At 62.5% G+C, this 24435-nt stretch carries 28 protein-coding genes; 10 read left to right on the forward strand and 18 right to left on the reverse strand.

Features of this window, described 5'->3' with window-relative positions; genetic code table 11:
• Positions 1-59: 59 nt before the first annotated feature.
• Entirely contained in the window at positions 60-524 is a 465-nt protein-coding gene (locus FJ425_RS20165; RefSeq protein WP_140725625.1) for an NUDIX domain-containing protein, read from the forward strand.
• A gap of 12 nt (positions 525-536) precedes the next feature.
• Here the strand turns inward: FJ425_RS20165 and recO are convergent, their stop codons facing one another.
• The gene (gene recO, locus FJ425_RS20170) at positions 537-1295 is read right to left on the reverse strand and encodes a DNA repair protein RecO (protein WP_140545278.1); all 759 of its coding nucleotides are present in this window, start codon (positions 1293-1295) and stop codon (positions 537-539) included.
• A 125-nt stretch (positions 1296-1420) separates the two neighbouring features.
• Here recO and FJ425_RS20175 point away from each other — a divergent pair, with 125 nt between their 5' ends.
• Positions 1421-1606, forward strand: a complete 186-nt coding sequence (locus FJ425_RS20175; protein WP_140545328.1) for a DUF1778 domain-containing protein — start codon at positions 1421-1423, stop codon at positions 1604-1606.
• Between the two features lie 442 nt (positions 1607-2048).
• Here FJ425_RS20175 and FJ425_RS20180 read toward each other — a convergent pair whose 3' ends face one another.
• The 6 genes from FJ425_RS20180 to FJ425_RS20205 all read right to left on the reverse strand — a co-directional run bounded on the left by FJ425_RS20180 (position 2049) and on the right by FJ425_RS20205 (position 6435).
• Positions 2049-2942 (reverse strand): aminoglycoside phosphotransferase family protein, encoded by an 894-nt coding sequence (locus tag FJ425_RS20180; RefSeq protein WP_181175983.1) that lies wholly within the window; start codon positions 2940-2942, stop codon positions 2049-2051.
• A 28-nt stretch (positions 2943-2970) separates the two neighbouring features.
• Positions 2971-3903, reverse strand: a complete 933-nt coding sequence (gene era, locus FJ425_RS20185) for a GTPase Era (protein ID WP_181175985.1) — start codon at positions 3901-3903, stop codon at positions 2971-2973.
• The gene (rnc, locus tag FJ425_RS20190) at positions 3888-4604 is read right to left on the reverse strand and encodes a ribonuclease III (RefSeq protein WP_095766935.1); all 717 of its coding nucleotides are present in this window, start codon (positions 4602-4604) and stop codon (positions 3888-3890) included. The genes era and rnc overlap by 16 nt, the downstream gene beginning before the upstream one ends.
• A 4-nt stretch (positions 4605-4608) precedes the next feature.
• Entirely contained in the window at positions 4609-5358 is a 750-nt protein-coding gene (gene lepB / locus FJ425_RS20195) for a signal peptidase I (protein ID WP_095766934.1), read from the reverse strand.
• A gap of 79 nt (positions 5359-5437) precedes the next feature.
• On the reverse strand, positions 5438-5851 hold the full coding sequence (acpS, locus tag FJ425_RS20200) for a holo-ACP synthase (RefSeq protein ID WP_140725631.1): 414 nt from the start codon (positions 5849-5851) through the stop codon (positions 5438-5440).
• A complete protein-coding gene (locus tag FJ425_RS20205; RefSeq protein WP_140725633.1) occupies positions 5848-6435 on the reverse strand; it encodes a DUF2062 domain-containing protein in 588 nt (195 codons plus the stop codon). The genes acpS and FJ425_RS20205 overlap by 4 nt, the downstream gene beginning before the upstream one ends.
• Before the next feature lie 211 nt (positions 6436-6646).
• Here FJ425_RS20205 and FJ425_RS20210 point away from each other — a divergent pair, with 211 nt between their 5' ends.
• Positions 6647-7177 carry a GNAT family N-acetyltransferase gene (locus FJ425_RS20210; RefSeq protein WP_140725636.1) on the forward strand — a complete coding sequence of 177 codons (531 nt, stop codon included), beginning with the start codon at positions 6647-6649 and terminating at the stop codon, positions 7175-7177.
• On the opposite strand, the gene FJ425_RS20215 is transcribed toward FJ425_RS20210, so the two are convergent.
• From FJ425_RS20215 to rpoZ, 4 genes are all read right to left on the reverse strand, one after another.
• The gene (locus FJ425_RS20215) at positions 7155-7538 is read right to left on the reverse strand and encodes a VOC family protein (protein ID WP_140725639.1); all 384 of its coding nucleotides are present in this window, start codon (positions 7536-7538) and stop codon (positions 7155-7157) included. The two genes, FJ425_RS20210 and FJ425_RS20215, sit on opposite strands and share 23 nt — an antisense overlap.
• 75 nt (positions 7539-7613) lie before the next feature.
• Positions 7614-8192 carry an orotate phosphoribosyltransferase gene (gene pyrE, locus FJ425_RS20220; protein WP_140545800.1) on the reverse strand — a complete coding sequence of 193 codons (579 nt, stop codon included), beginning with the start codon at positions 8190-8192 and terminating at the stop codon, positions 7614-7616.
• A 127-nt stretch (positions 8193-8319) separates the two neighbouring features.
• Positions 8320-10551, reverse strand: coding sequence for a bifunctional (p)ppGpp synthetase/guanosine-3',5'-bis(diphosphate) 3'-pyrophosphohydrolase (locus FJ425_RS20225; RefSeq protein ID WP_095766930.1), 2232 nt, complete (start codon positions 10549-10551; stop codon positions 8320-8322).
• A 124-nt stretch (positions 10552-10675) separates the two neighbouring features.
• Positions 10676-11077 carry a DNA-directed RNA polymerase subunit omega gene (gene rpoZ, locus FJ425_RS20230; protein WP_095766929.1) on the reverse strand — a complete coding sequence of 134 codons (402 nt, stop codon included), beginning with the start codon at positions 11075-11077 and terminating at the stop codon, positions 10676-10678.
• 304 nt (positions 11078-11381) lie between these two features.
• Here rpoZ and FJ425_RS20235 point away from each other — a divergent pair, with 304 nt between their 5' ends.
• Entirely contained in the window at positions 11382-11963 is a 582-nt protein-coding gene (locus FJ425_RS20235) for an NYN domain-containing protein (RefSeq protein WP_095766928.1), read from the forward strand.
• Positions 11964-11978: 15 nt separating this feature from the next.
• Positions 11979-12632 (forward strand): uracil-DNA glycosylase, encoded by a 654-nt coding sequence (locus FJ425_RS20240; RefSeq protein ID WP_140725791.1) that lies wholly within the window; start codon positions 11979-11981, stop codon positions 12630-12632.
• 31 nt (positions 12633-12663) lie between these two features.
• Here FJ425_RS20240 and FJ425_RS20245 read toward each other — a convergent pair whose 3' ends face one another.
• The gene (locus tag FJ425_RS20245) at positions 12664-13137 is read right to left on the reverse strand and encodes an Lrp/AsnC ligand binding domain-containing protein (RefSeq protein ID WP_140636451.1); all 474 of its coding nucleotides are present in this window, start codon (positions 13135-13137) and stop codon (positions 12664-12666) included.
• A complete protein-coding gene (locus FJ425_RS31600) occupies positions 13134-13349 on the reverse strand; it encodes a hypothetical protein (RefSeq protein WP_181175989.1) in 216 nt (71 codons plus the stop codon). Before FJ425_RS31600 ends, FJ425_RS20245 begins: the two co-directional genes overlap by 4 nt.
• On the opposite strand from FJ425_RS31600, the gene FJ425_RS20250 reads away from it, so the two are divergent.
• A complete protein-coding gene (locus FJ425_RS20250; RefSeq protein ID WP_246677966.1) occupies positions 13339-14211 on the forward strand; it encodes a DMT family transporter in 873 nt (290 codons plus the stop codon). The genes FJ425_RS31600 and FJ425_RS20250 overlap by 11 nt on opposite strands.
• A 39-nt stretch (positions 14212-14250) precedes the next feature.
• Here FJ425_RS20250 and FJ425_RS20255 read toward each other — a convergent pair whose 3' ends face one another.
• The 3 genes from FJ425_RS20255 to dapA all read right to left on the reverse strand — a co-directional run bounded on the left by FJ425_RS20255 (position 14251) and on the right by dapA (position 16431).
• Positions 14251-14967, reverse strand: a complete 717-nt coding sequence (locus FJ425_RS20255; RefSeq protein ID WP_181165065.1) for a GH25 family lysozyme — start codon at positions 14965-14967, stop codon at positions 14251-14253.
• Positions 14968-15044: 77 nt separating this feature from the next.
• Entirely contained in the window at positions 15045-15524 is a 480-nt protein-coding gene (smpB, locus tag FJ425_RS20260; protein WP_140545806.1) for an SsrA-binding protein SmpB, read from the reverse strand.
• A 25-nt stretch (positions 15525-15549) separates the two neighbouring features.
• Positions 15550-16431 (reverse strand): 4-hydroxy-tetrahydrodipicolinate synthase, encoded by an 882-nt coding sequence (gene dapA / locus FJ425_RS20265; protein ID WP_140725642.1) that lies wholly within the window; start codon positions 16429-16431, stop codon positions 15550-15552.
• Positions 16432-16734: 303 nt separating this feature from the next.
• On the opposite strand from dapA, the gene FJ425_RS20270 reads away from it, so the two are divergent.
• Positions 16735-18768 (forward strand): lytic transglycosylase domain-containing protein, encoded by a 2034-nt coding sequence (locus tag FJ425_RS20270; RefSeq protein ID WP_140725645.1) that lies wholly within the window; start codon positions 16735-16737, stop codon positions 18766-18768.
• 345 nt (positions 18769-19113) lie between these two features.
• Here FJ425_RS20270 and FJ425_RS32085 read toward each other — a convergent pair whose 3' ends face one another.
• On the reverse strand, positions 19114-19515 hold the full coding sequence (locus tag FJ425_RS32085; RefSeq protein ID WP_246673628.1) for a hypothetical protein: 402 nt from the start codon (positions 19513-19515) through the stop codon (positions 19114-19116).
• Between the two features lie 122 nt (positions 19516-19637).
• Between FJ425_RS32085 and FJ425_RS20280 the strand changes: the two genes are divergently transcribed.
• The 3 genes from FJ425_RS20280 (at position 19638) to FJ425_RS20290 (ending at position 22629) form a co-directional block, all read left to right on the forward strand.
• The gene (locus FJ425_RS20280; protein ID WP_140636463.1) at positions 19638-20720 is read left to right on the forward strand and encodes a fused MFS/spermidine synthase; all 1083 of its coding nucleotides are present in this window, start codon (positions 19638-19640) and stop codon (positions 20718-20720) included.
• A 5-nt stretch (positions 20721-20725) separates the two neighbouring features.
• On the forward strand, positions 20726-21526 hold the full coding sequence (locus tag FJ425_RS20285) for a hypothetical protein (protein ID WP_140725648.1): 801 nt from the start codon (positions 20726-20728) through the stop codon (positions 21524-21526).
• A 206-nt stretch (positions 21527-21732) separates the two neighbouring features.
• Positions 21733-22629, forward strand: a complete 897-nt coding sequence (locus tag FJ425_RS20290) for an alpha/beta hydrolase (protein ID WP_140725652.1) — start codon at positions 21733-21735, stop codon at positions 22627-22629.
• A gap of 556 nt (positions 22630-23185) precedes the next feature.
• Here the strand turns inward: FJ425_RS20290 and FJ425_RS20295 are convergent.
• Positions 23186-24256, reverse strand: coding sequence for a site-specific integrase (locus tag FJ425_RS20295; protein ID WP_140725655.1), 1071 nt, complete (start codon positions 24254-24256; stop codon positions 23186-23188).
• Between the last annotated feature and the right edge of the window lie 179 nt (positions 24257-24435).

Below are 24435 nucleotides of genomic sequence, written 5' to 3' on the forward strand. Positions count from 1 at the left end.
CTGCCGCGGAATACTCATGCTATTCTCGCGCGGGCGAAGAAAATGCCGCGAGGTGACGGATGCCGCAAAAAAGCGCTGGCCTGCTGATCCACAGGCGCACCGCCGGTGTGTTCGAATTCCTGCTCGTCCACCCGGGCGGGCCGTTCTGGGCCAGAAAGGATGAAGGCGCGTGGACCATCCCGAAAGGACTGATCGGCGACAACGAGGATGATCTCGAGGCCGCCAAGCGGGAAGCCGAAGAAGAGCTCGGCGTCGCAGTCAACGGTGATTTCCGGCCGCTCGGCAGCTACAAGCAGCCCGGCGGCAAGATCGTCATCGCATGGAGCGTCGAAGCGGATATCGATACGGATGCCGTCAGGAGCAATATGTTCACGATGGAGTGGCCGCCAAAATCGGGGACCATGAAAGCGTTTCCTGAAGTCGACAAGGCCGGCTGGTTTTCGCTGCCCGAAGCCGGCGTCAAAATTCTCAAGGGCCAGCGCGCCATGCTCGACGATTTCCTGGAGCGACGCGGCGCCGAATAGGCGGCTGCCTCGCTATCCTGCCTCGCCCGCAATCGCCCTCACCGCCGCATGATGCCGGCGCAGGGCGGCGAGGAAGCCGGCGCGGGCGTCGGGCGGCTCGAGGCCACGAGGCTCGTAGACGTGACGGGTGAAGAAGAAGCCGCTCAGCCGGAACGCGTCCTCCAGGGCCGCCGCATCGGCGCGCAGGCCGGAGCCGCGCTGCAGGAAGGCCGGCAGCGCCAGCATCTTGTCGTGCCAGGGCGCGCCGGCCTCGCGCGACACGGCGCGCCCGGATTTCGGAGAGACATAGGCGAGATCCTGCCTGGTGCCGGTCGCCGCGCATTGGCTGAGATCGAGGCCGAAGCCTAGTTCATCGAGGATGAGCAGCTCGAAACGCGCTACCAGCTCTCCCGCCGCGTCGGCATCATCGAGATGCGAGATCATCACGGCAAGCGCCTCATAAAGGCCGCCATGGGCGTCGCGCTCGGGCAGGAGCCTGAGATGCGCGGCCATGGTCTGCAGGCCGTAGACGGCGACGGCGCTGTCCATCAGCCGCGCGGCGTTCATCTCGATCGCTTCGGCCTGGAAGATGCCGAGATGCTCGTCGAGCCGCGCCCGCCACAGAAGGTCGACGCGGTTGCCGGGCTGCAGCACCGGTTGCTGCTTGCGCGAGCGCCCGCCCCGCACCAGACCGAGATGGCGGCCATGGGCACGCGTCATCACCTCGAGGATGGCGCTGGTTTCGCCATGCTTGCGAGTGCCGAGAACGATTCCCTCGTCGCGCCATTCCATGAGACGAGCTTTTCACCCGTTGAGCGGCGAAATCAAGTTGGATGCTGAACGTGGCTTCTCAGAAGAACCCTGCACAGACAGCTAATTCCGGCTAGTATGGAATGCATCTGATCAAAGGAACGATCATGCCCGGACCATCGAGCAACGATACCCATCGATACAGCGCCATACCGGGCGGCGTTATCACAGTGGCCGAAACGATCAGGGTGTCCGAGAGCGATTTCAGGCGAATCCTCGAACTGCTTGATCATAGCCCACGGCCCAACGCGAAATTGCGGGCCGCCATCGCGGCGCTACCCAGTCCAATTTGACGCGGTGACGATTGGGGCTAGTTCTCCGACACAGGGATTTTGAAAGGTTGCCGTTTGTCTTGGTGCAAGATTTTCCGTTCATTTCCGTGAAATCAGCGCAAACGCCGGGGATTGGTTGAAGCCGCCCCAACCTCGTCATTCTATGGCGGAGCAAGGAGCGAAGCGACGCGCGCAGACCATAGAATCCATGCCGCGACTTGGAAGCGCCGCCACGGTGCAGAATTGCTCCGTTGCACGCCTTGGCGAAGGTAACGGCATGGATTCCAGGGTCTTCGCGACGGAGCTTCGCTCCTGCTCCGCCCTGGAATGACGATCGCGATGGGCGTTTCGGCCAATCTCCAACGCATGCCACCTGCCAACGCAAACAGAGCCGACCGGTCAAAATCCCTGTGTAGTGCCTCTAGCGAGCCATGCCCCACATTTTTGCCAACGGCCTATAGCCTCACGCAAACTTTGCGTGATCGGCAAGCACTTCGTCGATCACGTTGCGCTGCCTTTCCGCCTCCGCCTGGTTGGCGTCGTGGCCGGCGACGGTGATCAGCGCCTTCCACAGCGTCCAGCCGCGGCCGCGCGCCCAGGTGGCGTCGTCGACGTCGATGCGGGTGCGAAACGCCTCGCGGCTTTCGCCTTCGAAGAATGTCCAGGTTACAGCAAGATCGCAGGACGGGTCGCCGACGCCGGAGGTGCCGAAATCGATGACGGCGCTCAAGCTGCCGTCCTCGACCAGAAGATTGCCCGAGGCGACATCGCCGTGAAACCAGACCGGCGAGCCATGCCAGGTGGCGGCAAGCGCTGCCTCCCACACGGCGGTTGCGGCTTGCGTGTCGATCCGACCTTCGAGCGCGGCGATGGCTTGCCTCGCCTCGCCGTCATAGACGTTCAGCGATCCACCGCGATGGAAATTGTGCTGGCCGGGTGCAGGCCCATCCGTCATGTCGATGCCTCGCAGCGCGACGAGGAAATCGGCGAGCGAGACTGCGAAGGCGTTGAGATCGTCGATGCGCGCACTCCTGGCCGTCTCGCCGTCGATCCAGCGATAGACCGACCAACGCCAGGGATAGCCCTCGGCCGGCTCGCCCATGGCGAGAGGCATAGGAATGGGCAGCGGCACATGAGGGGCGAGTTTCGGCAGCCAGCGATGCTCCTTCTCGACCTGCAGCGAATAGGAGGCCGCGCTCGGCAGCCTGACCGTCATTTCGTCGCCAAGATGGAAGGTGCGGTTGTCCCAGCCGCCGAAAGCGACCGGGCTGACCGGCAGATGCCGCCATTGCGGAAACTGCGCATCGACCAACCGGCGGACGAGTTCGGTATCGATGGTTATCTTTGGATTATGCAATGTCGCTGACCCGTTTGTCGGGCATTTATCAATGGGGAAACTCCAGCCCCATCTCGCGGTAGCGCTCGGGGTCGTCGCCCCAATTCTCGCGCACCTTCACGAACAGGAAGAGGTGCACCTTCTGCTCCAGAATGGCAGCGATCTCCATCCGCGCGGCTTGTCCGATGGCGCGGATCGTCTCGCCCTTGTGGCCGAGCACAATCTTCTTCTGGCTGTCGCGCTCGACATAGATGACCTGCTCGATGCGGACCGAGCCGTCCTTCTTCTCTTCCCATTTCTCGGTCTCAATATGCGAGGAATAGGGAAGCTCCTGATGCAGCCTCAGATAAAGTTTTTCGCGCGTGATCTCGGCCGCGAGCTGGCGCATCGGCAGGTCGGAGATCTGGTCCTCCGGATAGTACCAGGGACCGGCGGGCAACGTCTCCGCGAGATAGTCGAGCAGGTCCTTGCAGCCGGAGCCGGTCAGCGCGGAGACCATGAAAGTGCGCTTGAAGGGCACGCGTTCGTTCGCGGTCGCGGCCAAGGCGAGAAGCGTCTCCGGCTTGACGCGGTCGACCTTGTTGAGAACCAGAAGCATCGGCTGCCTGACGTCCTTCAGCCGGTCGAGGATGGCATCGGCATCGCCCTTGATGCCGCGCTCGGCGTCGATCAGCAGCACTACGATATCGGCATCCTTGGCGCCGCCCCAGGCGGTGGTCACCATCGCCGTGTCCAGCCGCCGCTTCGGCTTGAAGATGCCCGGCGTGTCGACGAAGACGATCTGCGCGTTGTCATGCGTGGCAATGCCGCGCACGATGGCGCGGGTGGTCTGCACCTTGTGGGTGACGATCGACACCTTGGCGCCGACCAGCTGGTTGACCAGCGTCGACTTGCCGGCGTTGGGCGCGCCGATCAGCGCTACGAAACCGGAGCGCGTCGCGGGGGCTTGAGTGGTTTCCGTTTCTGTCATGCCGCGCTCCATACGCCTTCGCGCAGCAAAAGAGTAGCCGCCGCGGCCTGCTCGGCCTCGCGCTTGGAGCGGCCGCTGCCGACGGCGGGCGCGAAAGAGCCGACTTTTACGCTGACCGTGAACACCGGGTCGTGGTCCGGTCCGTCACGGCCGTCGATATGGTAGGCCGGCACGGCGCCGGCGGCCGCCTGATGCGCCCATTCCTGCAATTCGGTCTTGGCGTCGCGCCGCGCAGCGCCCATCGCCTGCGAGCGCGGCTGCCAGTAGCGGTGGATGAACGCGCGCGCCGCATCCATTCCCCCGTCGAGATAGAGCACGGCGATCAGCGATTCCAGCGCATCGGCGCGCAGATTGGTGCGCTTGCGTCCCTCGAGATTGCGGACATCGGAACCGGCGCGCACCAGTTCCGGCAGGCCGATCTGTTCGGAGATTTCCGACAGCGCCTCGGCATTGACCAGCGCGTTGAGGCGCAGCGAAAGCTCGCCTTCGGCGGCATCGGGAAAGGAGGCGAGCAGCATGTCGGCCACGACGAGGCCGAGGACGCGGTCACCCAGGAATTCGAAACGCTCGTAGTCGACGCCGGCATGGGTCGAACGGGCGCTGGCATGGGTCAGCGCCCGCTGCAGGCGCTGGCGGTCGGCGAAGACATGGCCGGTGCGCTCGACAAGCGCTTCGGCAAGGGCATCGGCGGTCAAACGCTTGCTGGCCGCCATCGCTCTAGTGGACGAAATGGAACAGGCGCCCGGCGCGCATCAACGACGGCCACTTCCAGATCTCGAGCGGGCTCGCCTTGCCGGCGATCGAGAAGAAGATGAGGTTGGCGCGGCCGACAAGGTTCTCGGCCGGCACATAGCCGACGGCGAAGCGGCTGTCGGAGGAATTGTCGCGATTGTCGCCCATCATGAAATAGTGCCCGGGCGGCACGACGAATTCGCGCGTGTTGTCGCCGATCGAATCGGAATTGATGTCGAGCGTGTCGTAGCTGACGCCGTTCGGCAACGTTTCGCGGTAGACATCGATCGGCCGGTTCTCCTCGGTGACGTCGGGATTGTCGATCTGGCCGGTCTTCACGCGCGGCACGCCGACGTCATTGATGAAAAGCTGGCCGTCCTTCACCTGGATCTTGTCGCCGGGCAGGCCGACGACGCGCTTGATATAGTCGACCGACGGATCCGGCGGGAACTTGAACACCACCACGTCGCCGCGCTTGGGCTCGGAACCCCAAATGCGGCCCGAGAAGAGATCGGGACCGAAGGGCAACGAGTAACGCGAATAGCCATAGGCCCATTTCGTGACGAAGAGATAATCGCCTTCCAGCAGCGTCGGCCGCATCGAGCCGGAGGGAATGGAGAAAGGCTGGAAGAGCAGCGTGCGGATGACGAGCGCGAGCAGCAGAGCCTGGATGATGACGGAAAAGGTCTCACCAAGCCCGCCGGATTTCTTCTGCGATTTTTCAGCCACGCTCATGTCGTCCTCGATTGTGCGATGTTGGTATAGAGTCTCGGCGGGCGCTGGGCAACGTCATGCCGCTCGTGGTCAGATGGAATCAATGTGGCGCTTGTTCGGCGGGCACCGCCTCGATGATCACAAAGGCTTGAGCAAGCGGGAAATCGTCGGTGATGGTGAGATGAATGAGGGCGCGGTGGCCTTTCGGCAGGATTTTCTCCAGCCTGGCCGCGGCGCCGCCGGTCAGAGCCATGGTCGGCGCGCCGCTCGGCAGGTTGACCACGCCCATGTCGCGCCAGAACACGCCCTCGGCCATGCCGGTACCCAACGCCTTGGCGCAGGCCTCCTTGGCGGCGAAGCGCTTGGCATAGGAAGCCGCGCGGGCGGCACGATTTTCCGACTTGGCCTGCTCGACCTCGGTATAGATGCGCTGGACGAAGCGCTGGCCGTGCCGCTCCAGCGATTTCTCGATACGTCTGATGTCGATCAGGTCGCTGCCGATGCCGATGATCATTCCGCCGGCACTTCCCGTCCGCCCTGCCGCGATTTCTTCTCGGCACGCTCGGCCATGCGCTTCCGGCGCTGCTCGCGAAACACCGTCATGCCCCAGCGCGTGATGGCGTAGAACACGAGCCCGAAGACCAGGCCGAGCGGCACCGCGCCGATCAGCATCGGCTCCAGAATGGGGTGCCAGAGCTTGGCGAAGGAAAGCTTATGCATCATTTCGCCCAGATGCTCGGGCGGGCCGTGCTTCGGCAGATGCTCATGCAGCAGCAGCTTGCCGGTCTCCCAGGACGCGCCCCACAAAAGCGGGAAGGTCAGCGGATTGCCGAAGAACACCGCGCCGAGTGCTGCCGCGACCAGATTGCCGGCGATAATCCAGCACAGCACGGCGGCGACGATGAAGTGGAAGCCAAGCGGGAAGAAGGAGGCGAAAACGCCCGCGGCGACGCCGGCGGCGACGGAATGCGGCGTCGCCTTCAGCCGCAGGATGCGTTTGGAGAAATACTGCACGGAACGCGAGAACGAGCGGCGCGGCCAAAGATAAGTACGCACCTGTTCCAGGAAGCCATCAGGCTCTCGGCGTCGAAAAAGCACTCTGTTCCAGTTCCCGGTCCAATACGCGCTGCCCCTGCCCACCGGGTCGCGCCAACATATCTTGCGCTTCGATGGCGCAGAAAGGCAACAAGCTTTGATATAGCGACGACCGGGCCGCGCAACAACGAACGCCGCCGCGATGGTCTGCCGCAGGCTGTAACAACAGCGTCATTCTGGCGAAACTGAGGAAAACAACCGGGATGCGGAGCCGATGATCACCATTCGACCGGCGCGGGCCGAGGACGCCGGGGCGCTGCCGCGGATCGAACAGTCCGCCGGACAGGCGTTCCGCGCCATTGCGGAACTGGCGTGGCTCGCTGACGGCGACAATATCAGCGTCGAGCGGCACCGCGCGCTGATCGCCGCCGGCGCATGCTGGGTTGCCGCAGACGAGAAGGACCGACCGGTCGGCTTCCTGAGCGCCGGGATCGCGGGCGATGCGCTGCATATCTGGGAGTTGGACGTGCGCCTCGACCGGCAGGGCCAAGGCATCGGCCGCGCGCTGCTCGAACGGGCGGTCGCGGATGCCGGGCGGCGCGGACTGGCGGCGGTGACGCTGACCACGTTTCGCGCCGTCGCCTGGAACGCGCCCTTCTATCGCAAGGCCGGATTTCGCATCCTGGAAGACGTCGAGATCGACGAACGGCTGGCAAGCCTGCTCGACGACGAGGCCAGGCACGGCATGCCTTCGGACCAGCGCTGCGCCATGCGGCTCGATCTCAGCCGAGCCGATACTCGCTGACCTCGACCAGATTGCCGTCCGGGTCGCGGAAATAGACCGACATCATCTTGCCGCGCGCGCCGGTGCGTTCGACCGGACCGACTTCGATCGCCACGCCATTGGCCTCGAGGCTGGCCTGGACCTCAGCAAGCGGCACGGCCGACACGAGGCAGAAATCGCCGGAACCCGGCGTCGGCGCCTTCGCCTTCGGCTCGAAGGTGCGACCGACTTCGTGCAGGTTGATCTTCTGCGAGCCGAACAGAAGCGCGGTCGGCCGGTTCGCTTCGTCGAGCCGCCGCATGCCAAGCACCCGCCGGTAGAAGTCGCAGGTCGCTTCCAGCGAGCGGACCGTCAGCACGAAATGGTCGATCCCGGCGATCATTGTCGCCTCGGCGCACGTCTTCGGCAAAGAGGTTCAAACGACGCGCTGAAGTATCTGTTTTCATACATCGCGATGTCAGATGTTGCGGCTTCCCGGCTTAACGGCTGGAATCGCGGCAAGTTCCGGCGGCAGGCGGTCGGCGGGATAGGCCGGCACTTCATATTCGGCAAGCGCGATCAGCGGCACGCCGACATCGGTCTTGCCGGCCGAGCGATCGATGATGCAGGCGGCCGCCACGACCTCGGCGCCAAGCTCGCGCAGGCAGTCGATGGTCTCGCGGATCGACAGGCCGGTGGTGACGATGTCCTCGACGATGACCACTCGCGCGCCTTCGGCGATCTCGAAGCGGCGCAACCTGAATTCGCCCCCTTCCCGCTCGACCCAGATCGCCGGGACGCCGAGATGGCGCGAGGTCTCATAGGCCGGGATCAGGCCGCCGATGGCCGGGCCGACGACGTAGTCGATCCCGCCCGGCACCGCCTTGCGGATCTTCTCGGCGAGCGCCTTGCAGAGACGCTCGGTCTTGTCGGCATGCATGAAGACCCGCGCCTTCTGCAGGAAGACCGGGCTGCGCAGGCCGGACGTCAAGATGAAATGACCTTCGAGGACGGCGCCGGCCTCGCGGAAAATGCCCAGCACTTCGTCGGTGTTCATTGTTCGGTCCCCCTTGGCGAATGGTGAATGGTGAATGGTAGTGAGAGCACCTTCTATTCACTATTCACTATTCACTATTCACTATTCACTATTCACTATTCACTATTCACTATTCACTATTCACTATTCATCCATTCACACGCCGCGCATCGCTGACGCTCGAATTGTCCTTGAGCTGCGACAGCAGCCGATTGAGATGCTTCAGGTCCCAGACCTCGAGATCGATCAGCATCTCGGTGAAATCGGGTGCGGTGCGTATCATCGACAGCGTGTGGATGTTGGCGTCGTTGGATGCGACGACCTGGGCGATGTCGGCCAACGAACCCGGCGCATTGATGGCGGTGACCGAGATGCGCGCCGGAAAACGTTCCTTGGTGCGCTCGTCGATGTCCCAGCGCACGTCGATCCAACGCTCGGGCTGGTCGTCGAAGGCCTGCAAAGCCGGCGACTGGATCGGATAGATGGTGATGCCGGTGCCGGGCTGGATGATGCCGACGATGCGATCGCCGGGCACGGCACCCTCGGGCGCGAAACGCACCGGCAGGTCGCCGCGCACGCCGCGGATCGGCACCGCGCCGTCGCGCTGCTGGTCCTTGTCCTTCTTCGCGGCGCGGGTGCCCGGCATCTGGAACAGCATGCCGGCGGCGTTGCGGATCTTCGACCAGCCCTCCTCGCGCTGCTTGGGCGCCGCGACGGTGACACGCTCATCCTTGTAGTCAGGGAAGACCGCTTTCATGACGTCGGTGGAGCTTAGCTCGCCGCGGCCGACCGAGGCCAGCACGTCCTCGATATCCTTGCGCGCCAGCCGGTGCAGCACCGGCTTCAGGCTCTCCTTGGTGAATGTCTTGCCGGCGCGCTCGAAGGCTCGTTCCAGGATGCGGGCGCCGAGGCCGGAATATTGCTTGCGGATCGCGTTCTTGGTGGCGCGGCGGATGGCGGCGCGCGCCTTGCCGGTGACCACGACCGATTCCCAGGCGGCGGGGGGCACCTGCGCCTTGGAGCGGATGATCTCGACCTCGTCGCCATTCTTCAATTCCGTCATCAGCGGCATGATGCGGCCGTTGACCTTGGCGCCGACGCAGGTGTCGCCGACATCGGTGTGGACGGCATAGGCGAAATCGATCGGGGTGGCACCGCGCGGCAGCGCGATCAGCATGCCCTTGGGCGTGAAGCAGAACACCTGGTCCTGGAACAGCTCCAGCTTGGTGTTCTCGAGGAAATCCTCCGGATTGTCGCCTTCGGCCAGTTGCTCGATAGTGCGCCGCAGCCAGGCATAGGCGTTGGTCTCCCTGGAGATCGCATGGCCCGCGCCGTTCATCTTGCCGCCGGTATCCTTGTAGATCGAATGCGCGGCGACGCCATATTCGGCTATCTTGTTCATCTCCCTGGTGCGGATCTGCAATTCGACGCGCTGGCGCGACGGGCCGACGATGGTGGTGTGGATGGAACGGTAGTCGTTCTGCTTGGGCGTTGAGATGTAATCCTTGAACCGGCCAGGCACCATCGACCAGGTGGTGTGGATAGCGCCAAGCGCGCGATAGCAGTCGTCGACCGAATCGACCACGACGCGGAAACCGAAGATGTCGGAGAGCTGCTCGAAGGAGAGCGCCTTGGCCTCCATCTTGCGGAACACCGACCACGGTTTCTTCTGCCGGCTCTTCACGCTCGCCTTGATGTCGTGTTTTTCGAACAGGCCAGACAGCGCCGTCTCGATCTCCTGCAGGACGCCCCTGTTGCGCTCGAAAATCTCGGCAAGCCTCGCAGTAACAGCGCGGTAAGCCTCCGGATTTATGTAGCGGAAGGCTATTTCCTCCAACTCCTCGCGCATGCCCTGCATGCCCATGCGCCCGGCCAGCGGCGCATAGATCTCCATCGTCTCCTCGGCGATGCGCAGGCGCTTGGCTTCCGGCATATGGTCGAGGGTGCGCATGTTGTGCAGGCGGTCGGCGAGCTTGACGAGCAGAACGCGGACGTCCTCGGAGATCGCGAGCAGGAGCTTGCGCAGGTTCTCCGCCTGCTCGGCCTTTTTCGAGACCAGATCGAGCTTCTTCAGCTTGGTGAGGCCCTCGACCAGCTTGCCCATCTCGGGGCCGAAGAGCTCGTCGATCTCGGCGCGGGTCGCGGTCGTATCCTCGATCGTGTCATGCAGCAGGGCAACGGCGATGGTCGCCTCGTCCATATGCATATCGGTGAGGATGGCCGCGACTTCGAGGGGATGCGAGAAATAGGGATCGCCCGAGGCGCGCTTCTGGTGGCCATGCTTCTGCATGGCATAGACGTAGGCCTTGTTGAGCAGCGCCTCGTTGACGTCAGGCTTGTAGCGCTGGACGCGCTCGACAAGCTCATACTGACGCATCATGGGCGGGATCTCGCGGTGCTGAAATGATTGATGCGCCGCACCGACGTGCGACGCATCTCATAGATAGCCACGAAACCTAGGATACGGAAGTCCCGGATGGTTGATCCAACCCGGACAAAAGCACTTAGTAGTCGTCGCTCTTTTCCGGCGGCACCAGACCTTCGATGCCGGCGAGCAGGTCTTCCTCGCTCATGCGGTCGAAAGTGACGTTCTCCTCGGCGTCGTCGGCGTCGGCGGCAACGGCGGTCGCACCGGTCTGGTCGGCGATCGCCTCGCCCTCGGCTTCCGGCTCGTCGACCTCGACATGCTTCTGCAGCGAGTGGATCAGGTCTTCCTTGAGGTCGTCGGGAGACAACGTCTCGTCGGCGATCTCGCGCAGCGCGATGACCGGGTTCTTGTCATTGTCGCGCGGAACGGTGATCTGCGCGCCCTGGCTGATCTGGCGGGCGCGATGGCCGGCGAGCAGCACGAGTTCAAAACGGTTGTCGACCTTGTCGATGCAATCTTCAACGGTTACGCGGGCCATGGACTGCCCCTTTCATGCGATGGATTTGATGGAAAGCTGGCGCGCTCCATAACGCGGGCGCGGCCGAAATACAAGCTTTATGGCGCCAGCGTCAGCTTGGCGGGCCGTTGCCCGGCTCATCATCGCGCCACGCCGTGAAGCTACCCACATAGTGGCGATCACAATTGCTTGCAACACAGGGCCATGCCCTTGGATATCCATAAATTGCGCGTTATCTCGGAGGTGACGGTACAAAGGTCCATTTGCCGGACCTATTCGTCAAACGCTTTTAGACGACAAAAATTTTCGAAAGGAATGTTTTTCAATGTTCGATCCCCGTGAAAAGATCGCTCTTTTCATCGATGGCGCCAATCTCTATGCCACGTCCCGCGCGCTGGGCTTCGACATCGACTACCGCAAGCTCCTGTCGAGCTTCCAGAAGCGCGGCTACCTGCTGCGCGCCTATTATTACACCGCGCTGGTCGAGGATCAGGAATATTCGTCGATCCGGCCGCTGATCGACTGGCTCGACTATAACGGCTTCAAGGTGGTGACGAAGCCCGCCAAGGAATTCACCGATTCGACCGGCCGCCGCAAGATCAAGGGCAACATGGACATCGAGTTGACCGTCGATGCGTTGGAGCTCGCCGATGTCGTCGACCATTATGTCATCTTCTCCGGCGACGGCGACTTCCGCACGCTGGTCGAAGCGCTGCAGCGGCGCGGGCGCAAGGTGTCGATCATCTCGACCATGGCCTCGCAGCCGCCGATGATCTCCGACGATCTGCGCCGCCAGGCCGATCATTTCATCGACCTGATGACGCTGAAGAGCGAAGTCGGCCGCGATCCGTCCGAGCGGCCGGCGCGCCGCCCAGAACCCGCCGAAGTCGACGAGGAAGATTATTGACGGGCGGCGGCCTTGATCGCCGCGCCCTCCCCCGAGCCCAGCCGTGACTGCCCGCTTTGCCCGCGGCTGCATGATTTCATCGCCGCCTGGCGCGAGCGCGAGCCGAGCTGGTTCAACGCGCCAGTGCCGACCTTCCTGCCGCCGGAGGGTGAAGATTCAGTCCGCCTCTTGATCGTCGGGCTGGCGCCCGGCCTGCGCGGTGCCAACCGCACGGGGCGCCCCTTCACCGGCGACTATGCCGGCGAACTGCTCTACGGCACGCTGATCGCGCACGGTTTTGCGCGCGGCGAATTCAAGGCCAGGCCCGATGACGGCTTGCAACTCGTCGGCACGGCCATCACCAATGCGGTGCGCTGCGTGCCGCCGGAGAACAAGCCGGTGGGCGCCGAGATCGCCACTTGCAGGACTTTTCTCAAGCCGACCGTCGCGCGCTTTCCCAACCTGCGCGCTATCCTGACGCTGGGTTCGATCGCGCATCAATCGACGGTGCGGGCGCTGGGTGAGCGCGTCGCGGCCTTTCCGTTCCGCCATGGCGGGAGGCAGCAAGCCGGCGGCATCGCGCTGTTTTCCAGCTACCACTGCTCACGCTATAACACCAATACGGGCGTGCTGACGCAGGAGATGTTCGTCAGCGTGTTCAAGGAAATTGCGGCGTTCTTGAAGAGCTAGATTCAGGCGCTTCAGCGGTCCAACTCCCGACTCATACCGGCAGCAGCGCATGCGGCTTCACATCGCCGATCGAGGCATAGGTGTGCGTCTCCTTCACGCCAGGCAGCGCGAGGATGACCCGCGTCAGAAAATCCTGATAGGCGGCCATTTCCGAAATTCGCGCCTTCACCAGATAGTCGAAGCCACCGACGACCATGTGGCACTCTAGAACCTCGGGCGCCTTGGTCACCGCCTCGGCGAAGCGTTCGAAAATATGCGGCGCCGTGTGGTCGAGGCGTACCTCGATGAAGACGAGCGTGCCGCGTCCGATCTTGGCGGGGTCGAGCACGGCCCTGACCGCGGTGATGTAGCCTTCGCGGAACAGCCGCTTCACCCGCTGGCTGGTGCCGGTCGGCGACAGGCCGACACGCGCCGCCAGATCAAGCGTGGTGCGACGCCCGTCCTCCTGCAGGAGCCGAAGAAGATTACGGTCGACCGCGTCGAGATCGCTTGCTTCAGGATTCACGCCAAATCTGCCCCTAATCTGCGAGTTTCACTCGAATTTCGAGAAAAGAGCGTATTTTGCCACGGGCTTTTCGGCAATAGCCTGCGCTTCCATCGCTTTCTGCGGAGATGCTCTTCGCTGGCGATGTCACGACGGCGGCGGAACATGGCGGACGCGCGAGACTCAGGAAACTCCAGGCTGGCGATCATCGCGGGCCTGACCATGATCGGCATCTACGCAATCCAATTCGTCGCCGCCCGCTTCAGCCTCAGGGAGCACCTGACGGCGACGGATCTGGCCGCCTTGCGTTTTGGCGGCGCGGGGGCGGTCTTTCTGCCGATCGTCTGGCGCGGCGGCCTCGCAGGCATGAGGGCGCTTGGCTGGCGACGGGCCTTGGCCTTGGCGGCGCTGGCCGGATTGCCTTATCCGCTGATCATCAATTGGGGCCTGGCCTATGCCCCTGCCGTCCATGCGGCAGCGCTTTGTCCAGCGTCGATCGTCTTCTTTTCGTTCCTGCTGTCACGCATCGTTTTCAATGACGGCGCTTCGCGGCAACGGACCATCGGGGTCCTCGCGATTGTCGCCGGCCTGTCGCTGTTCATCGCGCCGGCGCGCGACGGCACCGGCGGCGTTCTCTTCGGCGATATGCTTTTCATCGGATCGGGCCTGATGTTTTCGGCCTATGCCGTTCTTGTCAGGCGCTGGCGTGCCGATCCGGTCACGGCGACGGCCGCGGTGGTACTTCTGTCGTGCTTGCCGTTGCCGGTTCTCTATTTCGTCGCACCAAGCCATATCCATGCCGCGGCCGCCACGGAGATCATCAGTCAGATCGTGATCCAGGGGATTCTGGCCGGCGCAGCAGCCATGTTCCTCTATACCTACATCGTCCGGCAACTGGGGCCGCAGACGGCATCGCTGTTCCTGCCCGGCATACCCATCGCCACCGTGGCTGTCGGCATGGCGGTACTCGGCGAAACGCCGATGACGATCCAGTTCGCAGCCATTGCCATCATGGCCGCCGGGATGGGCTTGTCAGCGATCGGAGGGCGGATTGCCTGTAGACGTCTTAATGCACCGGCGCCGGGAGGATCGTGAGCCTTCAGCGATACGGCAAGCGATTCAAGGGCCGGCAATTCAAGGCGTCGGCGCAAACAACTTCGCCAGCGTCTCGCGGCTGCCCTTCAGGACGTTGAGATCGACATCGCCTTCGATGCCGTCGACGCGGCCCATATTGTGATACTGCCAATAGGTCCAGTCGTTCTCGCGCGGCCTCATCGCCAGCGAACGCAACCAGCGCCGGCGGTTAAGGATGCTGCCGGAATAGGCGTCTGCCGCCTCGTCGGCCAGATAGAAAACCGCCTGCTTGCCGAATGCCGTCTCGACCGGGCCGAGGAAAGCGGCAAGCTCGGCGTTCAGTTGCTGCGGCGACGGGCGCTGCGGGCAATTGCCGCCGAACTCGATGTCGACCACCGGCGGCAAAAGCGGCTCGCCGCGCGGCACCTCCGAGATGAAGTTCCTCGCCTGATCGGCGCCTGGCCGGCAGAAGGTGAAGAAGTGATAGGCGCCGACCGCCAGGCCGGCCGCCCGCGCCTCGCGCAGATTGGTCGCGAACAGGGTGTCGACATGGGTGCCGCCTTCGGTCGCCTTGATGATGGCGAAGGCGACATCGTCGGCCGCGACACGGGGCCAGTCGATCTTTCCCTGATGATGCGAGACATCGATGCCGCGGATCGGAAACTTGCCGCGGTCCGGCGAAAAGCCGCGGAACCAGAAGAAGGCGCCCGCCGCGACGGCACTGGCGACAACCGCGACGGCAAGGCCCCAGAAAACAATCCGCTTGCCCAAGACCATCCCCTGTCGGAAGGTGCCGGACCGGAGAACCGGCCGGTGGCTTTTTCCAGGCGGCCGACGCTGCTAGCCCCAGAGGCTCAGCCGCGCTCCTTCAGCAGCCGGCCCTTCTCGCGCGACCAGTCGCGCTGCTTCTCGGTCTCGCGCTTGTCGTGCAGCTTCTTGCCTCGCGCAACGGCGAGCAGCAGCTTGGCGCGGCCGCGGTCGTTGAAATAGATTTTCAGCGGCACCAGCGTCATGCCCTCGCGCTCGACGCTTTGCGAGAGCTTGGCCATCTCGCGCTTGGAGACCAGCAATTTGCGGCGGCGGCGCGGCTCGTGGTTGAAGCGGTTGGCCTGCAGATATTCCGGCAGATAGGAATTGATCAGCCAGATCTCGCCGCCCTCGGTCGAGGCGTAGCTCTCCTGGATGTTGGCCTGGCCCTGGCGCAGCGACTTGACCTCAGTGCCGGTCAGCACCAAGCCGGTTTCGATCGTGTCGAGCACCTCATAGGAAAAGCGCGCCTTGCGGTTTTCCGCAACGGTCTTGTTGTTGGGATCGGCTTTCTTGACTTGATTCATAATGCGGAGAGGTGGCGCCTCATCCCTAATTTATCAAGCCGGCGTGCTTAAGCGCCGCGTCGAGCCTCTCGGCGGTCGAAGTCTCGACGGTCACCAGCGGCGAACGCACCACGTTCTCGACCTTGCCCAGCTTCGACAGCGCGTATTTGGCGCCGGATACGCCAGGCTCAATGAAGATCGCCTTGTGCAGCGGCAGGAGCCGATCCTGCAGCTCGAGCGCCTTGGCGCTGTCGCCGGAGAGCGTCGCTTCCTGGAATTCGGCGCAGAGCCGCGGCGCGACGTTGGACGTCACCGAGATGCAGCCGACACCGCCATGGGCGTTGAAGCCGAGCGCGGAGGCATCCTCACCGGAAAGCTGGATGAAATCCTTGCCGCAGGTCATGCGCTGCTCGGAGACGCGCTCGACCTTGCCGGTCGCGTCCTTGACGCCGGCAATGTTCTTGAAATCGTGGCGCAGCCTGCCCATCGTCTCCGGCGTCATGTCGATCACCGAGCGCGGCGGGATGTTGTAGATGATGATCGGCAGCTTGGTCGCCTTGGCGACGGCCGCGAAATGCTCATAGAGGCCGCGCTGCGTCGGCTTGTTGTAGTAAGGCGTGACCACAAGGGCGGCATCGGCGCCGGCCTGTTCGGCATACTTCACCAGGCCGACCGCTTCCTCGGTGTTATTGGAGCCCGCGCCGGCCACGACCGGCACCCTGCCCTTGGCCACCTCGATGGCGACTTTGACGACATGGCGGTGCTCCTCATGCGACAGCGTCGGCGACTCGCCGGTGGTGCCGACGGGAACGAGGCCCTTGGTGCCCTCGGCGATCTGCCATTCGACGAATGAGCGAAAGGCTTTCTCGTCGAAGCGCCCGCTCTTTTCGAACGGTGTCACGAGCGCAGTCAGCGAGCCTCTCAGCATGTCGTCCAAACTCCTTGGAACTTTGTCGGTTTATGCATCTCGTCGTCCCAAAACCGGTTTCCGCTTCTGGGCGACATGCATCGGCGTTTCATCAGATCGGTCAGTTGCGCGCCTTCTACCCGAAAGCGAAGCCGCGCACCATAGTCTCGACATTGTTCAGCGGCAAGCATCGGCGTAGTGCCAGCAAGCGCAATTCGAACGGCCTCGATAACCTTTTGTTTACGAGCCCTTCACGACCTAAGTCTAGGCTTTGCATCGGGTTCTCAATGCCCGCGCCTGCTGACGATGTGCTAGGATCGTAAAATGCCGACGAGGCGGCCCCATCTTTTCGCGCTTTTGGGCGCGATCGTCGCGCTGACGCCTACCATGGCGATCGGTGGCAGCGTCGATGCGCGCGCGACGGCCTCGATCCCGGCGCCAGATGCACCGCAGGCGCCTAGCCAGACGCCGATTGCCTCCGACATAGCGCAACTGAAGAGCGGGCTCGATGCGCTTGCCGCCAACAACATCGTCGGCGCGCGCAATGCGCGCGACACGCTGCCCGCCACCTCGCTCGACCGGCACATCCTCGCCTGGGCGATCGCGCTTTACGGCGGCGACCAGGTGCCGAGCGGCGAGATTGCCGACGCGGCCAAGATGCTGCCTGGATGGCCGGGCACGATCGCGCTGCGCAAGAACAGCGAGCGTGCGCTCTATCGCGAGAATCCGCCGCCGCAGGTGGTCGTGCAGGCCTTCGGCCGCAGCCAGCCGCTGACGCCCGAGGGCGTCATCATCCTTGCCCGCTCGCAAGTGGCGCTTGGCAACCAGGCCGCGGCGCGGTCGGTGCTGGTACCCTTTTGGCGCACGGAGAAACTGGAAGCGAAGGATGAGGCGACCGTCATAAAGGAGTTCGGCACGCTGATCCCGGCGGCCGACCATCGCTACCGCATGGAGCGCATGTTCTACGCCGACCGGCCGTCGTCGGCGCTGCGGGTCGCCGGCCTCGCCGGCGCACAGCCGCTGGCGGATGCCTGGGCGGCGGCCGACAAGGGCGACAAGGACGCGGCCAAGCTGTTGAAAGCAGTGCCCGCGGCGCAGCGCTCCGCCGGCTATTTCTTCGCCGAGGCGGAGTATCTGCGCAAGCAGCAGAAATTCGCCGAAGCCGCTGCTGCCGTGATGAAAGCGCCGACGAACCGCGATTCGCTGGTCGACCCCGATGCCTGGTGGGTCGAACGCCGCGTGCTCTCGCGCGAGCTGGTCGACCAGGGCGACATGAAGACCGCCTACAAGATTGTCTCCATGCACGCTGCCGAAAGCCCGCCGAACGCCGCCGAGGCCGAGTTCCATGCCGGCTGGTACGCGTTGCGCGGCCTCAACGACCCGGCGACCGCCGCAAGGCATTTCACGCGCATCACCGAGCTCGCCCAGGGACCGGTGTCGCTGTCGCGCGCCTATTACTGGCTCGGCCGGGCGGCGGAAGTCGGCGGCCCGGGCAGCGCCAAGGATTATTTCACGCGCGCGGCCAGCTACGGCACGACCTTCTATGGCCAGCTCGCCGGCGAGCGCGTGGGCTTGAGGACCCTCAACATCGCCTATCCGAAGCCGAGCGCGGCCGACCGTCAGAGTTTCGACGGCCGCGAGGCGGTGAGCGCGATCAAACGGCTGCAGGAAGCGGGCTATGACCGCTACGCCGAGACGCTCTACCGCGACCTTGCCGGCCAGCTGACCAGCCCGGGCGAACTGGCGCTGCTCGCGGTGCTGGCCGAAAAGCAGGGCAACCATTTCATGGCGCTGAAAGTCGGCAAGATCGCCGCCCAGCGCGGCATCGATGTCGGCGCGCTTTCGCATCCGCTGGGCGTCATTCCCGACTCGGCCAACATTTCCGGATCCGGCAAGGCGCTCGCCTATGCCATCGCTCGCCAGGAAAGCGAGTTCAATATCGGCGCCGTTTCCAGCGCCGGCGCGCGCGGCCTGCTGCAGTTGATGCCGGGCACCGCCAAGCAGTTGGCGAAAAAGGCCGGGATGAATTTCTCGCAGGCGCGGCTGACGACGGATGCCGGCTACAACGCGACGCTGGGCTCGGCCTTTCTCGGCGAGCAGCTCGACCGTTTCGGCGGCTCCTATGTGCTGACCTTCGCCGGCTACAATGCCGGCCCCAACCGCGCCGCCCAATGGGTGGCGAAATACGGCGACCCGCGCGGCAAGGACGTGGACGCCGTCGTCGACTGGATCGAGCGGATTCCCTACACGGAAACAAGAAGTTACGTACAGCGTGTGATGGAGAATTACGAGGTCTACAAGATGCGTATTTCAGGCAAATACGACATCGTGGGGGATCTCGTGAACGGACGAGGTTGAGGGCGCAAGGATATCGAAGCGCATCGCGTCAAAACAAATTCAAGCCGTGCGTTTTAAATCCGTGTTTGGCATCTGGTTCTCTCAAAACTGCGGCGCACTCGCGAACGACGTGTTAGTCCCGGCAGAAGGGTCGCGTCGCTACAATCGAATCTCTGGACCGCTGGTTGAACTGCCCATGGGCAGCGCCCCGGCACTGCTTGACAAGGACGTGCTTCTGTCGTTCCTTTAGTGAATACGAATATTCCGGGTGGGCGGATGTTGTTCGCGAGTGAGCTGGTCGTTCCTGCGCAGCGGCAGTACGACTATACTGTGCATAGCCTGTCCTCGGGGAAATACAGCCCGCCTCTACCAATATCGGAAGACGTCACCTCTCCGTTGGGAATGCCAGGGAGCTTGCCAGGTCGACATCTTATTGTCGAACTCCACGATGCCGTAAACCTCGACGACGCTTCTTTTATAGACCAGATCCTGCGGCACGCAGCCGAGGCCGCCAAAGCGAAAGTGCTCGCGCTCCACCATCACGTTTTCACGCCCGATGGCGGCGTTACTGCATTTGCGATGTTGGCTGAGAGCCATATTTCCATCCATACCTGGCCAGTCGAATGTTACGCTGCGGTGGATATATTCATGTGCGGTACTTGCAATCCCCTCGCTTGCCTGCTCGCCTTTGCAACGGCGTTTCGACCAAAACGCATGAGTGTACTGAATCTCAGCCGTGGTTCGCACGCGCTGGACTAAAGCGGCCACAAGGCGGCGCCTACGCGTATCTTCTCGGAAGAACGACACGCGTGAAGACAAAAAAGGCTTGAAGCGCGTTACTCAAATTTGTTTCGACGCGACGCGCTTTAAGTCCCTGGATCGAGGATAGAATGCCAGTCCGCGACGATATAGATCGTACGCCAAGCGACCTTGAGACGCCACAGCGGACGTATCCCCTGCCGCCTTTGCCGCCAGGTTATTTCTACGTAGAGATTGAGAAGCCGCAAGGATCCGTTGGCGCGTTCGTGCGGGAGGATGCCGATCCCTTCGATGAGTACAACTACCGCATCAAGAGCATCGTATATTCCGGACGGACGCAATTCCAGGATGTCATCGTAGCTGACACCTGCAACTTTGGACGCGCATTGTTCTTGGACGGCGCGATTCAAAGCTCGGCCGAAGACGAGGGTCTCTATCACGAGATCCTCGTGCAACCAGCGCTTCTGATGCACGACGATCCACGCGAAGTTCTCATTATCGGCGGGGGAGAAGGCGCAACCCTGAGGGAGGTGTTGGCGCACCGGTCAGTAAGCCGCGCCGTGATGATCGATATCGATCGGGAGCTTGTCGATATCTGCCGCGACCAGTTGCCGACTTGGCACCGGGGTGCTTTCGACGATCCGCGAGCTACGCTGCTCTACATGGATGGTCGAGCTTACCTGGATAGCGCCGATGAGATGTTCGATGTCATCATCGTCGACGTCGTCGACATGCTGGAAAACGGACCGGCGCAGCGACTTTATACGCGGCAATTCTATGAACTTGCGCATAGTCATCTGCGCCCGAATGGTATCCTCATAGTGCAAGCACTCGAATTTTCCTTTGCGGATTATAAAGCCCATTGCGCCCTGCGGCGCACGCTCCGGACGGTCTTCGCGGAAGTACACAGTTACAAGACATGCGTTCCGTCCTTTCTGGGCAGTTGGGGATTTTTGATCGCCTCGAACTGCGTGTCACCGGACAGCTTCAGCGCGGAGGTGCTCGATCGGGCAATTTTGGCGCGCCTTGGCCCGGAATGGCTCGACCATCTGACGGGACCCTTCATCCAGGCCAGTTTCACCCACTGCAAGGAAACGCAGTTTCTGCTCGATCTCCCCGGGCCGATCCTCGAGGATGACGTGGCTTTTGTCGAACCTCCCGATATCGCGGAGGAAGAGCCATCCGGTTCGCTTTTGCCGGCCTTGCGCGATTGACCGCAATGACTCCACAGGAGGTTCGCAGTCCTACGATTTGGCGGCTCCGCCAAGCTACGCCGGACGACAGCAACATCTGGCTTGCTCTTGAGCATCCCACCTCGCTTAAACTCGTTCGGGAATTGCTGACTGATTTGCCGGCGGACGCGGACGGATCGCTGACATTTGTCCACCTGCTTCCAGGAATTGAGACGCCTTTCGACGTTCAAAAGAAGTTCGAAGCCTGGGTAGCGGAATGCGATAGCGCCGAACCATATCTGGATGTGGTGAGCCGAAATGTCCGGCTTGTCTGGCGCGACCGGCGCTGCCTGGCTTTCGCACCCGCGCAAAGCGTTGACGACTGCCTTGCGGCGGCGGCGGCCTTCTCGCACACTTATAGCACCCTATCGTCGGAAGAGGCGCGACTGGAGGAGGCATGGCCGGCGATGATGGCAGATGTCGCTCTCACACATGACGTCCCCCGCGCTGCATTGCGTGAGCAATCTCGCGTCAACAACATGACCCGGCGCTTTCAATCCGCGCGTATTTTGGTGACGCGCATCGACATGGCACTGCAACGAAGGGAGCCGACGCTCCTTCCTGCGGCGAAGCGGCTTTTTAGCGACCTTGCGCTGCAGTCCGACTTGGCGTCGCGCGTCCGCTTGCTGGACGATGGGATCGAGGTCGGCGAAGACCTTTACGAACGGGCCAACGATCGGCTGATCGAATATCGCAACTTCCTGACCGAGCTATGGGTGGAGATAGCCATTCTTTGCGCAATTTTGGCCGAGTTTGCGGTGCTGTTGGTGGATCTCTTTGAAAGATGAATCGGGCGAGGATCGACTTTTCGGTCTGACGGCGGACCAGCTGACGACAGATGGAGGGAAGCCTTTCTTAGCGGCGCTCAGCTGACCTTGGACCACCAAAAAGCCATAGCGCGTTCGAAAGCCGGTCCCACATGCATGCCTTCTTGTTTGACGATCCCTGTCCTCGCCTGTAGCTCTTGCCGATCCGGCAAGGGATAGCATCCAAAATGGCCAGCGACGGCTTTTCCGATTTCTTCTACGCCGCGCCCGATGGTTTAAGACTCCATGCTCGTATTTACGGCGAGGCGAACGCCGGCAGTTGGCCGATCGTCTGCCTGCCCGGACTCACCCGCAACGCCCGCGACTTCCACGAACTGGCGCTCTACCTTTCAATCAAGGCGGAAAGGCCGCGCAAGGTCGTTGCCTTCGACTATCGCGGGCGCGGGCAATCCGACCGCGATCCCGATATCGGCCACTATAATATCGGGGTTGAAGCCGGCGATGTGCTTGCCGGGCTATCTGCACTCGGCATCGAGCAGGCCGCCTTCATCGGCACGTCGCGCGGCGGCCTGATCATCCATGTGCTCGGCGCATTGCAGCCCGCCGTGCTGAAAGCCATCGTGCTCAACGACATCGGCCCGGCGATCGAGGCAGCGGGCCTGGCCCATATCCGCTCCTATCTGGACCCTGCGCCGAGACCGAAGACATTCGGCGAGGCGGTGGATGCTCAGCGCAGCGTGCATGGCGCCGATTTCCCGGCGCTCGCCGACGCCGACTGGCCGCGGATGGTCCGGGCAATCTGCCGCGAGACGGAGGCCGGCTGGGTGCCGGATTTCGATCCGGCGCTGGTCGACACCCTTGCCGGCATCGATTTCAGCAAGCCGCTGCCGGACCTGTGGCCGCAATTCGACGCGCTCGCCGCGATCCCATTGCTTGTCATTCGCGGCGCCAACTCGAAACTGCTTTCCTCGACGACGCTTAAAGAGATGCAGGAAAGGCATCCCGGCATGGAAGCCATCACCGTCGAGGGCCAGGGCCATGCGCCCTTCCTCGATACCGGCGATTTGTCCGGGAAGATTGCCGTATTCCTTGATCGACAAGAAAATCAAATCAAGCAAAAGTAAAGTCCGAGACTACATCTGTCTCTGGCATTGTATAGAATTTTACCCGCCAGCAAGGCCGATCCGACCGACCTAGTGGCACTGCAAGGGATTTTGACCGATCGGCTCAGGCGGTATACCTTGGAAATTGGCCGAAACGCCCATCGCGATCGTCATTCCAGGGCGGAGCAGGAGCGAAGCTCCGTCGCGAAGACCCTGGAATCCATGCCGTTACCTTCGTCAAGGAATGCAACGGAGCAGAATTCTGCACCGTGGCGGCGCTTCCAAGTCACGGAATGGATTCTATGGTCTGCGCGCGTCGCTTCGCTCCTTGCTCCGCCATAGAATGACGACGTTGGGGCGGCTTCAACCCGGCGTTTGCGCTGATTTCACGGAAATGAACGGAAAATCTTGCACCAAGACAAACCGCAATCTTTCAAAATCCCTGTGTCGGGACCTAGTGCGTTTCACCGTTCCCGAAACGGTGAAACGCACTAGCTCTTTGTTTTTGCGCAATTCCGGACGGAAGGCTACGGCGAAGGCGTCCGAGTCCAACCGCTCACACTTTTCTGGAATTTCTCTATTTGCCTTTCGAGCGCTTGCTGGTCGCCTTGGCCGGTTCCGGCCCTTTCGCTTTCCGAGGAACTGAGGTTGGCGTGGTGAGAGGCGACGCGAACACGCAGTTTTGCGCCGAGCGGGACGACGCTTCGTCGCCGCGCGGTTTCTCGAGAACGACGACGCAGCCATCGAGATCGTTGGTAGCCAGGTGCGCGTAACGCATGGTCATCGACAAGGTCTGGTGGCCCAACCACATCTGGACGCGCCTTATGTCGATACCGCCCTGGACCAGACGTGAAGCGCAGGTGTGACGCAGGATATGCGGCACCACCTGTTCGTCCGCGCCGAGACCGACTTCCGTCTTCGCCTCGTTCCAGATCGCGCGGTACTGCGCCTGGGTAAGCTTGGTGAACGGGCCCTTCGGCCGGCGCCCTTCCGTGTTCGGCGGCAGCTTGATGACTTCCTTGACGCGTTCGGTCATCGGAATGGTACGGCTGCGGCCGGACTTGGTGATCCAGAAGGAGACCCGGTGTTCCTGGATGTCATTCCAGATCAGGCCGAGCGCCTCGCCGAGGCGGCAGCCGGAATCGACCAGGAAGACGGAAAGCCTATAGGCATCCTCGCTGCGGCTCCTGATCGCCGCGAACAGCCTCGTTTCTTCGTCCCTTTCCAGGAAACGAATCCGTCCCGCCCGCTCCTTCTGGCGGCGGAACTCAGGCAGGCTGTGGATATCTCCCATCTTATGCGCCTTACGCAGCAATTTGCTGAGTGCAGCCATCTTGCGATTGATGGTTGCGTTGCTGTTGCCGCGCTGGCGCAAGGTACCGATAAGATTGTCCAGGGTATTCTGGTCAAAGGTGCTGAAACGATCTCCAAGAAGGATCTCGTCTATTTCACCAATGAAAGAGCTGACATTGTATTTATGTCGCCCGTCATCCCAGAGTATATCTCGATAGGCTGCAAAAAGCTCCCCGACCCTATACGACTTTACTTCTCTGATCTTGTTGAACGTGTATCGAAAGTTCGAGTTCTGAGAAGAAAAAACCGCAAAGTGTGCAGAGGACCCCCCCTCTTGAATCGCTTCGTTCGTCATTTTTTGACCACACCCCCGAGTGGATAGGCACAGCTACCCGCTTGGAAGCATCCTTTCAAGAGTTTTTGTCCGACAAAATGATTTCATCCACCAGACGGCGGATCCCGACGAAACCATTTCACAGACTTCAGCTACCAGTACCCCCTTCTCGTCTTTCGTTTGCCCTCACCCAGTCACGA

The organism is Mesorhizobium sp. B2-7-2 (assembly GCF_006440775.1).
Taxonomy (GTDB): domain Bacteria; phylum Pseudomonadota; class Alphaproteobacteria; order Rhizobiales; family Rhizobiaceae; genus Mesorhizobium.

Coding starts and splice junctions, on each gene's coding strand:
- FJ425_RS20165 (WP_140725625.1), top strand. CDS start 60: ATGCCGCAAAAAAGCGCTGGCCTGCTGATCCACAGGCGCACCGCCGGT.
- recO (WP_140545278.1), bottom strand. CDS start 1,295: ATGGAATGGCGCGACGAGGGAATCGTTCTCGGCACTCGCAAGCATGGC.
- FJ425_RS20175 (WP_140545328.1), top strand. CDS start 1,421: ATGCCCGGACCATCGAGCAACGATACCCATCGATACAGCGCCATACCG.
- era (WP_181175985.1), bottom strand. CDS start 3,903: ATGGAGCGCGGCATGACAGAAACGGAAACCACTCAAGCCCCCGCGACG.
- rnc (WP_095766935.1), bottom strand. CDS start 4,604: ATGGCGGCCAGCAAGCGTTTGACCGCCGATGCCCTTGCCGAAGCGCTT.
- lepB (WP_095766934.1), bottom strand. CDS start 5,358: ATGAGCGTGGCTGAAAAATCGCAGAAGAAATCCGGCGGGCTTGGTGAG.
- acpS (WP_140725631.1), bottom strand. CDS start 5,851: ATGATCATCGGCATCGGCAGCGACCTGATCGACATCAGACGTATCGAG.
- FJ425_RS20210 (WP_140725636.1), top strand. CDS start 6,647: ATGATCACCATTCGACCGGCGCGGGCCGAGGACGCCGGGGCGCTGCCG.
- FJ425_RS20215 (WP_140725639.1), bottom strand. CDS start 7,538: ATGATCGCCGGGATCGACCATTTCGTGCTGACGGTCCGCTCGCTGGAA.
- pyrE (WP_140545800.1), bottom strand. CDS start 8,192: ATGAACACCGACGAAGTGCTGGGCATTTTCCGCGAGGCCGGCGCCGTC.
- FJ425_RS20225 (WP_095766930.1), bottom strand. CDS start 10,551: ATGATGCGTCAGTATGAGCTTGTCGAGCGCGTCCAGCGCTACAAGCCT.
- rpoZ (WP_095766929.1), bottom strand. CDS start 11,077: ATGGCCCGCGTAACCGTTGAAGATTGCATCGACAAGGTCGACAACCGT.
- FJ425_RS20235 (WP_095766928.1), top strand. CDS start 11,382: ATGTTCGATCCCCGTGAAAAGATCGCTCTTTTCATCGATGGCGCCAAT.
- FJ425_RS20250 (WP_246677966.1), top strand. CDS start 13,339: ATGATCGGCATCTACGCAATCCAATTCGTCGCCGCCCGCTTCAGCCTC.
- FJ425_RS31600 (WP_181175989.1), bottom strand. CDS start 13,349: ATGCCGATCATGGTCAGGCCCGCGATGATCGCCAGCCTGGAGTTTCCT.
- FJ425_RS20255 (WP_181165065.1), bottom strand. CDS start 14,967: ATGGTCTTGGGCAAGCGGATTGTTTTCTGGGGCCTTGCCGTCGCGGTT.
- smpB (WP_140545806.1), bottom strand. CDS start 15,524: ATGAATCAAGTCAAGAAAGCCGATCCCAACAACAAGACCGTTGCGGAA.
- dapA (WP_140725642.1), bottom strand. CDS start 16,431: ATGCTGAGAGGCTCGCTGACTGCGCTCGTGACACCGTTCGAAAAGAGC.
- FJ425_RS20270 (WP_140725645.1), top strand. CDS start 16,735: ATGCCGACGAGGCGGCCCCATCTTTTCGCGCTTTTGGGCGCGATCGTC.
- FJ425_RS20280 (WP_140636463.1), top strand. CDS start 19,638: ATGCCAGTCCGCGACGATATAGATCGTACGCCAAGCGACCTTGAGACG.
- FJ425_RS20285 (WP_140725648.1), top strand. CDS start 20,726: ATGACTCCACAGGAGGTTCGCAGTCCTACGATTTGGCGGCTCCGCCAA.
- FJ425_RS20290 (WP_140725652.1), top strand. CDS start 21,733: ATGGCCAGCGACGGCTTTTCCGATTTCTTCTACGCCGCGCCCGATGGT.
- FJ425_RS20295 (WP_140725655.1), bottom strand. CDS start 24,256: ATGACGAACGAAGCGATTCAAGAGGGGGGGTCCTCTGCACACTTTGCG.